Raw genomic sequence first — 13295 nt, 5'->3', positions numbered from 1 at the left:
GTTCACACTGCTGGTGTTCGCCCGGCACACGGTGGGGGCACCTAAATAATCCGGGACTAATTTTTTACTACTACCGACACGGCCTTGTTGATTGACGTCGCCTTTACTAGGACGTAATCAACGCGGCTGGCAGTGTCGCGCTGAATAGCGGCTTTTTTCTGATTTACGGAAGCTTTGCTGACTTTCACGGCCGGAAACTCAATTCGGTACACTCTGGCCGGCGGCTGATTCTGATAGCCTTTCCCCGCAGCTGGCTCAATCCGTAGCGTGGCTCCTTCCTTGGCTTGGGTGTAGCGCAGTTCGGTAGTGGCATAGCGCCCGCGGGTGTACTCCTCCGTCACCCCATCATCCTCGTAAAGCTGGTAGGTGTTCGTTTTGCCGACTTGCCCGGGATACACCCGGACGACCAGGGTATCAAGCGGGGCGGTGGCCATGCGGGACCGGTAGGGCTGCATGGGCAGCGGGTAGCCCCCTTTCACGAACAAGGGAAACGAGTTGATATCGGCGGAAATTTCCGCGGTTTGGCCGCCTTCGTGTTGGCTGTTGTCAAAAATGCTGTACCAGGTGTCTCCTTCCGGAAACCACACTCGTTGGGAGCTGGTCAGGCTCTCGCCTTTGCCCGGCGAAACAATCGGCGCAGAGAGCAGCAAATCGCCGTAGAGAAACTCCTGGGGGTTGGCGTAGGCGGCTTCATTTCGGGGATAATCGAGGTACAGGGCCCGGTTCAACGGCACAGATTGCTCGTGGCACTGTCGAACGCTCGAGTAGGTGTAGGGCATTAGTTGGGAGCGCAGGTGATAAATCCGGCGCATAGCATCTTCGGCCTGCTTACCCCACAGCCACGGCCGGCGGTCCAGGGTGCTGCCCCGCGCTGAATGGATGCGCAGCGAAGACGTGGTCAGGGCAAACTGCGTCCAGCGGACGTACATCTCCGGGTTCCGCTCGCCCCGAAAGCCGCCCACGTCGTGGGCCCAGAAGAAACAGCCCGCGTTGCCGCTGGTCGCGGTGAAGGGCACCTGAAACTTCAGCATTTCCCAGGTGGAGATGGCGTCGCCGCTGAACTGAATGGGCATCCGCTGGCTGCCCCACCCGGCCCACCGGCTGTACATGAGCCCGCGCTGCCCGTCCGTTCGGGACCGGCTGTAGTACAGGTAGTTCAGCCACGGCATGTGCTTCAGGGTGCGGTAGCCCTGCACGTGGGGCAGCAGGTGGTCCTGCTGCCAATCCAGCCACCAGAAATCAACACCGGCCCGCTCGTGGGGCACATGCGAGTACCGGAAGAAGTTTGTCATGTACCGCTTGCTGCCCGCATCAAAAAGCAGTTCCTTTTTTCCGCTGGTGTCCGCCGCCATTGCCGCCATGAAAGCCGGGTAAGCATCCTCGTGGTGGCGGATGCCATCGGCGGGGTGGTCGTTCAGCGCGATGAACAGGTGGTCCTTTTTCAGCTCTCCCAGCAGCGCGGCGGGGGCCGGGAATAGCTGCTTGTTCCAGGTGTACCCTGTCCAGCCAAACATGTTGGCGTGGCCCATACCCGTGGTAGCGTCTTTTTGGGTGTGCCACCCCATGTCCAGCACCATTACATCCAATGGAAAATCATGTTCGCGGTAGCCTTTCACAATGTCGCGGTATTCCTCGGCCGAATAATCCCACCAACGGCAGTACCAGCTGCCGTGCACGTATTTGCGGGTCATGGGCACCGTGCCGCTCAACCTGGTCAAAGCACGCAAGGCCGCCTTGTAATCGCTGCCGTAGGCGAAGAAATACAAGTCTTTGAGGTGGCTTACCGGACGTTCGGCTACCCAGCCGTTCTTCACAATCTCCTGGTTGCTGTCGTCAATCACCTTCCAGCCGTTGCGCGAGAGCAGGCCATCATCCGTTGGAATGGCCCCCCGTACGCCGTCGAGGGTGCTCACCGTTCCTCCCAAATTCTTGTCATCCTGGCTCACGAATGCTTTCCATTCGTAGTTTTTCGGCTGAGCATTCACCGTAATGGTCAGGTTCATCGGGCTGAAGGGCGCGCCAGTGTCCACAAAGTGCACCTGCATCCGCCGGGTGGTGATGTCGTATCGGTTGCCCACACGCTTTATTTCGAACGAATCGGTTCTCGCGCTCCGGTTGACCGCAAACAAGGTGGAGTCATCCAGAAAAGCGCCGTCGGCGCTGTACTCCATTCGAATCAACTCCGGGGCAATCACCGTGAACCGCGCCCGTCCAATCACCAGCGGGTTTGTTTGCTGCGCGTAGCCGGTTGTATTGAACAGCAGTACGCCGGCCAGCAAGGTTGTAACCCAAACAAAAGGGCGGCACCCATGCCGGGTAGTTGATGCGGTGAAAAGCTTCAGGACCTTGCCTGCGTTAGGAATGCTCATGACAAGAAACTTGGCTTACTCAGGCTGCTTCGCGTGGCTGGTCGTCTTTTTGGGGGGCATATTGGCATTCACCGTGGTTTGCCACTGATGAATGGCTTGCTGGAGTTGCGCGGCCAGCTGCGGCTGCTGGCTTTTCAGGTCCGTCTTTTCGTAGGGGTCGGCGGCCAGGTCGTACAGCCGCACGCTGTTATCTTCCAGCGACTCTATGAGCTTGAAGTTCTTGTAGCGCACCGCCGCCGCCGGCCGGCTGCCCTGGTTGCTGAAGTGCGGGTAGTGCCAGTACAGCTTGCGCTGGCTAATAGCCCCGGACTGTTGGTCGGACAGCAGTTGATTCTTGAAGCTTACCCCGTCGATGGGTTGTTTATCGAGGGCTTTGTTCTGAATGATGTCCAGCAGGGTCGGGTAAAAGTCGATGGTGGAGACCACGGCCGGGGAAACCGTGCCGGCCTTGACCTTGCCCGGCCAGCGCACCAGCAGCGGAATGCGGATGCCGCCCTCCGAGAGGTAGCCCTTGCCGTCTTTGTAGGGGGCGTTGGTGGTGGGCTGGGTGTCGCCGGCTTCCTCCACGCTCAGGCCACCGTTGTCGCTCAGGAAAATAACAATGGTGTTGTCCTCCTGCTTGTTTTGCTTCAGCTGGCTCAGTACCCGGCCAATGTTGTCGTCCAGCTCTTCCACCATGGCCCCGTAGGTGGGGTGAAACAGGCCGGGCTTTGGGTTAGGCTTCTTCCGGTACTTGGCTATCTTCTCCTCGGTGGCCTGCAAGGGCAGGTGCGGACTGTAGTAGGTCAGCATCATAAAGAAGGGGCTGGCCTTTTGCTGCTTATTCAGGTAGTCCAGGGCGTGGCTGGTAATCCGCTGGTTAAGCTGGGGCAGGGTAAACGTAGCGGCCGTGTCGCCCATCACGTACCACTCGTAACTTTTGCCGCGGGGCACGAGGCCGAAATCGTGGTCCACCACGTAATCGAAGCCCTGTTTGGCCGGGTGCGAGAGCACGGGCTCCGTGTTTTCGCCCAAGTGCCACTTACCGACCAGCGCGGTAGCGTACTGGTTTTGCTTAAACTTTTCGGCCAGCGTAATTTCTTCCTGCGGCAAGTAGTTCTTGTAGGCTGCGGGCAGCACGGGGGACGCTGCATCCGTCCGGCGGCCCCAGATGAAATTGGTCACGCCCACGCGGGCCGGGTAGCGCCCCGTGAGCATACTGGTGCGCGAGGGGGAGCACACCGGCGCCGCGGCGTAGGCGTTGGTGAACCGCTTGCCCTGCTGGGCGAAGCGGTCCAGGTTGGGCGTTTCAAAGTACGTGTTGCCGTAGCACCCCAAATCCTGCCGGCCCAAATCATCGGCCACGATGACGATGACGTTGGGCCGCTGGGCCAGGGCTGGCCCGGCCAGCAGGCTGGCGAGCAAAAGCAGGGGGGCGAGGATGTAATTCTGCATACGCGGGAGTGCGTTAGGGCCAAAAGAAAACGGCGTGCTCGTTCGGGCCAGTATTACGGGCCGCTACCGAGTATTCAAATCATAGAGCGGGCACCAGCAGCGCCCACTGTTCCTGGTGCGGGTGCTTGCCGGTGAATTCCCGGAAGCCCAACTCAAAAAGGTTGGCATCGGTGATGAGCCCGACCTTAATCAGCAGCGTGTTGCGGCCTTTCTTCAAATCGGCCAGCACCACGTTGTCGCCAATCCAGGAGCGGGAGGTGTGGGCTTTCTCGTAAAGCAGCTCCTGGTTGATGCGCAGCTGAAACGGGGCCGTCGACCCGATGGATACCCATTTTTTGGTGTCCTCCGGGCACTCAATGGTGCTGTACAGGTACACGACCCGCTCGCCCTTGCCGTAGTAGTAGCGCGAGAAATCAATGCGAAAGTCGTCGGGCGAAATCTTCTGCACCTGAAAGGGATACTGGGGCCAGGTGCTTTCGTCCAGGTAGATTTCCGGATGCGCCAGGTCGATGAATTCTTCCTGCATGTTCAGCCCGTCGTGGTTCATGTAGTCGACCGAGGGCATCGAAGACAAGCCGTGCTCGGGGTAGTCCGGGCGCATGGGCAGCCGGGCCGGGTCGTCGTGAATGAAGGGGCCAATCAGCACATAGCTACCGTAAACCGGTGTACCCTGGTGGTAAGCGGCGCCGGGGCCGCCGTTTACGCGCACTTCGCACGCATAAGTCCGCGCTGGCGCGCGGCCCGCATCAGCCACGTGGTGCCCCCGGACGCTGCCCTCGGTTTTGGTCCGCGCCGCCACGGTCAGTTCCACCGCAGTTTGCTCAAAAGCCAAATGTTCGGACTTCAGCTCCACCACCACCGTGTGTTTCTCGTCGGTGAGGTTTTCATAGCTGAAGCGCAGAGTGCCCTGGTCGTAGTTAGGCAGGAAATGATGCTGCTTTTTAGTGACGGGGTAGGGGCGCGGCCACTGCCCCGTTGAACTCATGCTCTCATCCTGGTTGAGAAAGGGAATAGCGGCCCGACACGTTTGGGCGGCCAGGTCCGTAATGGTTTTGGGAGAGTCGATGCCCGTTATTTCCGCGCTAATGACCACCTCGTTGCCTACCAGCTTCTTCCACTTCTCCGGGATGCTACGGTAGCCGTGGATGATGCCAATCAGAGCCCCGGCGGTGGCGGCTACGCAGTCGCTGTCGTGGCCCAGGTGCAGGGCGTCCATCACGCAGTCGAAGTGCTGGCCGTTGTGCAGCAGGGCCAGAATGGTGAAGCCGACGTTCATCGGGGCCGACGTGAAGTCGGCATCGCCCCACTTGCTTTTGATTTTGCCCATGGCCACCGGGTAGCTGCAGGTCTTCCACCAGCCCACGATGTCGGCCACTAACTGCGCCATCGCGGCGTTGGGCTCCAGCAGCTGCACGGCCTGGGTCAGAATGCGTTCGATGTCCGACTCCACGAAGGCCAGGGCGGCGCAGGCCGACAAGAACTGCTCGGCCTCCACCGAGAACCCGTCGTGGTCGAGGCTGGCGTCCATTTTGGCGTAGGTCATCGCCAACCGGGGGTTCCCGGCGCACAGCATACCCCAGATTTCGCTGCGAATGGGGCAGCCCATCGAGGCGTGGTAGTAGTAGTTGTTGTGGCGGCCGGAGAGAGGCGGCAGCAGCCCGCAACTCAGGTTGCGGGTGGCCACGCCGTACTCATTCCAGGGAAAGCCCACGTGGTTTTTCCAGTGGGCGGCAAAATCCGTTTCCCGAACATCTGCGCCGTGCTGCTTCACCATATCCAGCCACAGCAGCTGCAGGTCCAGGTCGTCGTTGGGGTAGTTCACGGCGAACAAATCGTCCGTGAGCGGAATAGTGTTGAAGGCTTTGATGCCCTCGATGGGCGCCCCCAGAATGCCACCGGCGCACTTGCCCACCCAGCCACCCAGAACTTTGTCCTGGTATACGTCGAAGTCCAGCGTCATACGGCTTTGCTTTCTTTGCCCACCCAGAACGGAGCCGTCAGAAACCACATTAGGGTGCCGACCAGCATGTAATCCAGGTGCTGCTGAAAATTAATTTTGTTGTTGAACATCAGAATGGCGGGTAGCGCGGTGAGCGCCAGTCCCGTGAACGAAATGACTCTAAGGGCTATTTTCATCATGAAGAACTGAGAGGTTTAAACATGGGAGTTGACTGGCTCCCGCACGCGCCCGGCATCGGCAACCCTTGTTCCCGTCAGGGTGCGCCGCTGCATCCACCAGCTTAGCGGCACGTACAGCGCCGCGGCAATAAACCAGCCGGGAATGGCCATGAAAAAGAAGAAGTCCACTTCCAGCCAGACGTAGAGAAAGTAGCAGCTCACCATCGACACCACCCAGGTAGCGGCGGCGGCCCCGTTGAAAGCGCCGTTGTTTGCCGCCGAGAAGTTCTGCTGCAGCCCCAGCCGGGGAAACAGGTACACGTCCAGCAGCACCACCGCGCCCACTGGGGCGGCAATCAGGGCGAAGATGGCCAGCAGCGCATCCAGCCGGGACACGATGCCGGGGAAGAAGCCCATCACGGCCGCGCCAACTCCCAGCCACAGGGTGATTTTCCAGCGCTTGGTGTTGGGCAAAATGCCCTGCACGGCCAAACCCGCCCGGTAAAGGGTGGGGTTGGCCGTGGTCCAGCCGGCAATGACCACGCAGATGAGGCCGGCCAGGCCCGCCCCAATCTGGGCCACCTGGGCCGGCGTGGGGTCCTTGATGCCAGCCTGCAGCGCGGCGGCGCACAGGATGCCCGACGCAATCCAGGCCATGAAGTGACCGATGAACATGCCGCCGATAGAAGCCAGGCCATAGTACGATTTCTTGGCGTAGCGGTAGATGAACATGTCACTCAGGCCGATGTGCATGGCCGTATTGGCCAGCCAGGCAAAGAACATGATGTGCCAGAACGTGTACTGCTGCATGCCGTTCGCCGCCACGCCGGTCCAGATTTTGGTGTTGGCCACCTGCCAGAAGTCGCTCAGGCTGCGCACCCCCAGCGCGGGCAGCGTGGCCACGCCGGCGGCCAGAAACACCCAGGGCAGCCATGGCGTACTGATTTGCGCGAAGCGCGAAACCCAATCGATGCCCAGAATGGCGATGACCGTAATCAGGCCGGTGACCACGGTAATCATCAGGTACCAGGAGGGGTTCTGGGGCACCATCTCCGTGAAGCTGGGCGTGGGCAGCCCGGCCACCAGCGAAATGGCCCCGGCCGACACCACGGCCATGAACGCGGCAAACACGCAGGCCTGCAGCCCCGAAATGGCGTTGAAGATGGAAACCAGCTTGTAGCCGCAGATTTTCTCCAGCTGATAAAACAGGGTGAGCCGGGTTTTGGCGGCCAGCGGCGCGCAAATCAGCGTCCAGCTCAGCGTGGCCAGGATGTTGCCGGCCAGCAGCCCCAGTATCAGGTTGGTGGCCGAAGCGCCGTGCAGCACGAACAGGGGGCCAATCACGAACTCGGTGCCCGCGATGTGCTCCCCGGCCACCATCGCCAAAAAGTCCTTGAACCCCTTGGTTTCCGATTCCGGCACCCGCTCCCGCTCGTACTCGTTGATGTGGTCCAGCGCGTCGGCTATGGATTGGTTTTCGCTCATAGAGGAGATAGGGTTTAAAATTCCTTGACGACCGGCTTCTCTTCCAGCCAGGCCAGCATGTTCAGCACCAGGAAATTCCAGTTCTGAAAGCCTTTGTTCAGGATGGGCTCGCCGTTTTCCGGCTGATAGTACTCGTGCAGGGCCCCGTTTTTCTCGAAGTCTTGGCCAAACAGCAGCACCGTTTTGATGGCTAGGTCCGTGGCCTCCTTGTCAAAGCCGTAATCGACCAGCCCGCGCCAGGTCAAGTAGTTCGACACGCCCCACACCGGGCCCAGCCAGGAGGAAGGATTACCGGTGGCTTTGAGGCTGTACATCTTCTCCAGCCTGGAAAGAGTCCGTACGCCGTAGGGCGCGTTAAACGTGCGGGGGTCGGCGTAGTTCTCCGCCACCATGCGGGCGGCCTGCTCCTGGGTGGCCACCCCCGCCCACAGGGCCATGAAGCCGCTCCACACGCCCAGCCGCTGAATCAGGCCTTCCCAGTCTCGGGGGTTGCCGCTGTGCAGGCTGCGGCCGGCTTCCTCCTTATAGGGCACAATGTTGAGGTCCACGCTGTAGAAAAAGCCATCCTTCTCGTCCCAGCAGTGGCGTTGAATAGCCGCGTACAACGCTGCCGCGTCCTGGTCAAATTCTGCCCCTACTTCGTTTAAGTTGAGCTGCTGGCACAAGTACACCATGGCCTTCAGCTCCTTGTACATCATGGTGTTCAAGTAGATGGAGGCCGAGCTTCTGGGGGGGCGGGCGTAGGTCGCCGGGTCGTTGTCCACCCCAATACCCACGTCGTTCTGCCAGTAATACAAGCCAGTAAGCTTGTGGCGGTGGTGGTTGCGGTAGTTATTAAGGAAAGCCTGCAGGTAGTAAAATCGGTCCTTTAGCCAATCCGCGTTGCCATTCGAGGCTTTCGTGATGAACGCCGCGTGCTGGGCCAGGCACGGCTTGTGCATGTTGGTTTCGTAGAAGTTCTGGGGCTTAATCTTCGTCACGTCGGCTTTGCGACCCAGCAGGATGGGCATCCAGCCGTCGCCGCTGGCCACGGCGAGAAAATTCAATACGCAGCCCTGCTCGTACTTCAGCGCCTGCCGCTTGTCTTTTTCCGTGCCGTTTTCCAGCAATACCTGCCGCAGGGCCACGTTGCTGAGCCAGGAGTCCCAGTCCCACAGCACGTCGGCATAGGCCTCGCTACCCGGCGTAATAAATGGATACTTAAGCGCCCCGCCTCCCTCGCGGTACATGCCATTATAGCTGGCGAAGATGTGCTTGCGAATGATGGGGGCATACCTTTGCCAAGCCGCATCGGACTGCTGCCCGCTGGCATCCAAGAAGCGGCAGCAAGCCAACACCACCAAAATCGCAATTCTCACCATCGTTGCCGAAGGGTTGGTGCCTGGCATCTCAGGAGCGTGATGAACTGCGAGTGCCCTCTGCATTACTCGCGCACTATCCGCTGGCGAACTTGCTGGCCCGCCTGCTCCACGCTCAAAATATAGACGCCAGTAGCCAACTGACTGAGTTCGGGCACCTGGAGAATGGAGGTGCCCTCCGTTAGTACTTGCGATTTCTGAAACCGACTGCGGCCGAGCATATCGTACACCCGCAACGAGATAGGACCCCTCAGGAATCCTCCCAAGGTGAGCGACAGCCCCGCGCCGCCGAAGGGAAGCGGGGCGGCCATCGCCGTCAGGCGGTTCCGCCCCGCCACGGTGACGCTTCGCACGGGCGAAAACTGGGATTGGTTGTTCGCATCTAACAGGTGCAAGCGGTAGTGCACGAGGCTGGCATTGTACCTAATAATGTCCTGGTCGCGGAACTGATAGACCTGGGGCCGGGAAGTGGTACCCTGGCCGGCCATCGTACCGATACGGGTAAAGGCGTTGCCGTCGGTGCTGGCTTCCACCTCGAAGCGGTCATTATCAGTTTCCGAAGCTGTACGCCACCTCAGCAGCGCATCGCGCCCGACGGTCTGGGCCGTGAAGCTAATCAGCTCAACGGGCAGCGGGGCAGCATTGTTGAAAGTCAGCCGATTTAACTTAAAGTTCGTTCCGCTAATGACAAAGAACCGTAACGTGTGCACCCCTTCGGGCATCGTGATGCTGGCCAGCGGCACCGTAGCCCACTGGTCAGCCCCGCCGGTCGCGTCAACCTCGATACTATCGACCACCACCTGTCCATCCACTTCAAGCCGCACCACATTGCCTGAAGTTTGGGCGGCAATCCGGGCGCTGACGCTGTAGGGACCCGTAGCCGGGGCGCTGATAGTATACTTCAGCCACTCGCCGGCCACAATGTCGCGCACCGCGAAACCGCCGCCCGTATCCGTGGTGGCTTCAATATCCACGGCGGTGCTGCGGTAGGCGGCGCCGTTGTTGCTCGCGTCCGCATCCTGGTAAGCCACACCTTGTTTGCCTTTGTTGAAATCTTCGGCTTCCACGATGCCGGGGATGGGAGCGGCCGTTTGAGCATTGATGTTGGCGGGCAGGTAGCACACCCAGCCACTTTTGGGTGGGAGCAGGTACGCAGTGGTATTGCTGGTGAGCGTGTCCTGGGTTTTGACGCCGTTGATGAGGGCGTTGTAGTTAAACCAGCCGCCGGGCTGGCCCACGGTCACGTTCCAGCTTTTGGTGGGGTGGCGGTTCACGCACACCACCGTGCCGTTGCCGTACTCCACCAGCACCTGGCCCATAAAATCAGCGCTGGTGAAATCTTTGTAGCCGGCCGGGTATTTTGCCACGTACTGCGAGGCGGTGAGCAGGGTGCCATTGTCGTTGTAGCGAATCCGGGTGGGCGTGCTGCTCACAAACGATTCCTGCATGGAATAAATATGTTTCTGCGTGAGCTGGGCGTACTCCACCATGCTGTACACCCGGTCCGGGGAGGTAATGAAGCCGCCATTGCCGTAGGCTAGCGTGGTGGCCATGTACATGAGCACGCTGTCGCGGGAGAACCGGACGCCTGCCGGCTGGGTCTGGGTGCCGTAAAAGCGGGCCATGTAGCCCATGCCGTGCACAAAAGCCTTGGGGTTGAGCTTCTCGTGCTGGAAATCTACTAGGAGGGGAAAACGCCAGCCGCCAATGTTGCCGTTGGCAATGGCCATGCCGGGCTGGGCTTCCACGTCGTCGACGTGGCCCACGGCGTACAGGTGCTGGTTGCCCTCGCCCGACACTGGCCCGTTGTGTGCCTGACGCAGGGTTTCGTACAAGCTTTGGTAGTTTCGCAGAATCTCGCTGTACTTACCCGTATTTGGTACGGCCGCGTCGTAATCCATCTGGTCGACAAAACCCAGTGGAATGGAGGAAGCGACGTCGAGGTAGCTGGCCCCGGTGTTGTAGGTGCTGTGAATGGGCGGCGAATACCGAGCGGAGTAGCTGGGGGCCGCGGAATTTTTCAGCCCGTAGGGAATGGCCCCGAAGCTGTTGGCCCCGCTAGCCGACAACGACCCGTTCTGAAACTTGGCGATGTTCGGAATATTGGCTGGGTGAGTCGGCGCGTTATCGTGAATGGTGGTAAAGTTCTCGTGCAGGCTAAACAACCCGCCCGCGTTGGTGACCGTGTCGCTGGCCGCGCGCAGCTGGGCATCGCCGCCCCACACCGCGCGGGCGGGCTGCACGTCGGGGTAGCCGTTGTCGTAGCCCTGATTTTGCCAAGGGTGTATTATCAGCCACAACGTGCTGCGGTCGATGCCGCCCGTGCGCAGCTGGCCGTAGTGGTTGGCCGTCACGCCGGCCCCCGCGTTGATGTTGCGGGCGTCCTGCCAGTAGTCGAACACCACCCGCCGGGCCGACTCGCCCCGGTACCGGGATACCGGGTTGGGGATGTTGGGCAATACCTCGCTCAGATTCTCCGAGACGGTGATGTAGGCTTTTTCCCGCAGCGGATTGCGCTGCCCGTTGGTGAGCGTGTTGTAGGTGGCATTCGGGGCGTAGCGCACCGAGGTTGTGGAGCCGGTCACCGTCCCGCTGTTGTTGGGGTTGGTGGAAGCGTTGCTGTACGTCCAGTCGAAGAAGCTGCTGACGAAGAGGTTATTGTTGGCCAGCAGCACGTTGAAGCCGCTCAGAAAAGGCACGTTCACTACCTGCGGATTGACCACTTCCTCGCACCTGTCGAAGGTTACGTTGCGCACGTTGCGGGCCGAGGAAACTAACTCGTTGACCAGCGTGCGCCCCTTGATGTAATACTTGGAGGTAAAGTCGAACGTCTGCACGGCCGCCGGGGAGGTGCCCGTTCGCTTCAGGCGCCAACTGGTTATCAGCGTGTCCTGCACCAGGGCCTGGCTGAGCTTGGTAGCCGCCGCCTGCCCCCCGAAGTACTGCGTCACCACCCCGTCCAGAATAACGGTCAGGCCGCCGATGCTGGGCCGGAACTCGGTAACGCCATTATCGGCCGACACGTAGATGCCGGAAAAGCTTGGACTGCTCGCCGCGCACCGAAAGTAAATTGGGCTACCGGTGCCCCCGCTGCAGTTGAACAGGTAACTGTCCCTGGCGGCATCGTAGGTTACCGTATTGGTATAAGCGACGCCCGTACCAGGCTGGGCGGTTTGCTGGGCGGTGGCCGCAAGGGCAATAAGCAGCAGCGGCAATACTATCAGTAGGTTTTTCATACAAAGTCAAGGACGCGAAAAACCGGTGATGCGAAATTGCTGCTGAAAAAAGCGTCAGCAACACCTCCGAGATACCGGGCATTTTTTGAAAATGGGTAGCCGAAAGGGCAGAGAATTACTTTTTGAAGTAGGTTGTCAACAGCTGCACCCGGGGGGTGGTGCTGGAGCGAACATTGTTGGACAGGTCGGTATTCGACAGCTCCGCGTCCCAATCAGCGGCCTGGCGGTAGGAGTGGTAGCTCCAGCTGAAGCCATATTTTTCGAACAAGTCAATCAGGTCGGCCACGTACTGGTCGCCCGACGGCCCGCAATAGCGCGAGGCGCTGAACTCGCCAATGTAGATGGGCACGTCGGGGTGTGCCGCCCGATAATCAACCAATACTTTGAGCCGGCTGTCAAGAGTGGCCTTATTCCAATAGGTGTTGTTGAAAGTTCCCGGATAAGGGCCACTGATGGGCTTGGTGACGCCTTGGTGCGTAAAGCCGGTGGGCGTGTACATGTGCGGACTCAGCACAATGTTTGTGTCACTGGGCAAAACAATCTGGTTGATTCCATCCGTCCAGTTCAAGAAAGTCCCGTTAGGACCTACCCCTTGCTGGGTGGCAATTATAATTGTATGATTATCGCCCTCTGCTCTAATTTTAGTTATTAGCTTCGAAAAAATTTGATTCCAACTTGCTTCCGGCGTATTAGGGAAGCCATCCCGCGCGGTCGGCTCGTTCATCAGGTCATAACCGGCAATGATATTTCCCCTGTTCTTGTACGTTTGAGCGATTCGCACCCATACTTTGGTCAAATGTGCGTGCCAGGTCGTGTCCGTCCAAAAAACATCTTTCGCAGTGGTACTAAAGTTACTGGCGAAGCCCGGCGAGGTGTGTGGGTCAATGATAACCTTCATGTTCAGCCGTTCGCACTCGTTGATGACGAAATCGAGTTTTGCAAATGCGTCCTCGTTGAAAGAGTACGGGCTCGTTTTTCTAACCAATGGGTTGGCGCTGAAATTTATGCGCACCACGTTGGGGTGGTACACGGCCAGGTCCTCTAAGTCCGTTCTGGAAATGTTGGGGCTGATATTGATGCCCCGGTACATTTTCCAGGGCTCAAGCACCACCGGCGTGGTAGTACTGGGAGTGGAAATAGGAGGGACAGGTAATTCGGCTTTTTGGCAGGAGTTGAAAAACAGTACGCCCGTAAAAAGGGCCAAGATTTTCAATGATTTTACTAGGTATTTCATCGTGGCAGTTATTTAGTAATGGATGCTTTCGACCTAAAAGTATGCTCCCACTCTTCTGAAA

The 13295-nt window shown here is 59.3% G+C and carries 8 protein-coding genes; all 8 read right to left on the bottom strand.

The genetic code is table 11. From position 1 onward, the window contains the following. Positions 1-56: 56 nt before the first annotated feature. Positions 57-2279, bottom strand: a complete 2223-nt coding sequence (locus RMO51_RS03010) for a TIM-barrel domain-containing protein (protein WP_310391857.1) — start codon at positions 2277-2279, stop codon at positions 57-59. A 105-nt stretch (positions 2280-2384) separates the two neighbouring features. Then, the gene (locus RMO51_RS03005) at positions 2385-3803 is read right to left on the bottom strand and encodes a sulfatase (protein ID WP_310391855.1); all 1419 of its coding nucleotides are present in this window, start codon (positions 3801-3803) and stop codon (positions 2385-2387) included. 79 nt (positions 3804-3882) lie between these two features. Further along, entirely contained in the window at positions 3883-5763 is a 1881-nt protein-coding gene (locus RMO51_RS03000) for an ADP-ribosylglycohydrolase family protein (protein ID WP_310391853.1), read from the bottom strand. Beyond that, positions 5760-5942 carry a hypothetical protein gene (locus RMO51_RS02995; protein WP_310391851.1) on the bottom strand — a complete coding sequence of 61 codons (183 nt, stop codon included), beginning with the start codon at positions 5940-5942 and terminating at the stop codon, positions 5760-5762. The genes RMO51_RS03000 and RMO51_RS02995 overlap by 4 nt, the downstream gene beginning before the upstream one ends. Before the next feature lie 15 nt (positions 5943-5957). After that, the gene (locus RMO51_RS02990; protein ID WP_310391850.1) at positions 5958-7406 is read right to left on the bottom strand and encodes a hypothetical protein; all 1449 of its coding nucleotides are present in this window, start codon (positions 7404-7406) and stop codon (positions 5958-5960) included. 14 nt (positions 7407-7420) lie between these two features. Beyond that, entirely contained in the window at positions 7421-8764 is a 1344-nt protein-coding gene (locus tag RMO51_RS02985; protein WP_310391849.1) for an MGH1-like glycoside hydrolase domain-containing protein, read from the bottom strand. A gap of 65 nt (positions 8765-8829) precedes the next feature. Continuing rightward, entirely contained in the window at positions 8830-12000 is a 3171-nt protein-coding gene (locus tag RMO51_RS02980; protein WP_310391846.1) for a carbohydrate-binding domain-containing protein, read from the bottom strand. 115 nt (positions 12001-12115) lie between these two features. Then, positions 12116-13234 carry a glycoside hydrolase family 5 protein gene (locus tag RMO51_RS02975; RefSeq protein WP_310391845.1) on the bottom strand — a complete coding sequence of 373 codons (1119 nt, stop codon included), beginning with the start codon at positions 13232-13234 and terminating at the stop codon, positions 12116-12118. Positions 13235-13295: the final 61 nt, after the last annotated feature.

Origin of the sequence: Hymenobacter sp., assembly GCF_031398885.1 — a bacterium.
Lineage (GTDB): Bacteria > Bacteroidota > Bacteroidia > Cytophagales > Hymenobacteraceae > Hymenobacter.
This window is presented reverse-complemented; position numbering and strand designations above follow the sequence as displayed.

What these genes read in the sequence shown, in the direction of transcription:
- RMO51_RS02975 (WP_310391845.1), bottom strand. Translation starts at nt 13,234, where the DNA reads ATGAAATACCTAGTAAAATCATTGAAAATCTTGGCCCTTTTTACGGGC.
- RMO51_RS02980 (WP_310391846.1), bottom strand. Translation starts at nt 12,000, where the DNA reads ATGAAAAACCTACTGATAGTATTGCCGCTGCTGCTTATTGCCCTTGCG.
- RMO51_RS03000 (WP_310391853.1), bottom strand. Translation starts at nt 5,763, where the DNA reads ATGACGCTGGACTTCGACGTATACCAGGACAAAGTTCTGGGTGGCTGG.
- RMO51_RS02990 (WP_310391850.1), bottom strand. Translation starts at nt 7,406, where the DNA reads ATGAGCGAAAACCAATCCATAGCCGACGCGCTGGACCACATCAACGAG.
- RMO51_RS03005 (WP_310391855.1), bottom strand. Translation starts at nt 3,803, where the DNA reads ATGCAGAATTACATCCTCGCCCCCCTGCTTTTGCTCGCCAGCCTGCTG.
- RMO51_RS02995 (WP_310391851.1), bottom strand. Translation starts at nt 5,942, where the DNA reads ATGATGAAAATAGCCCTTAGAGTCATTTCGTTCACGGGACTGGCGCTC.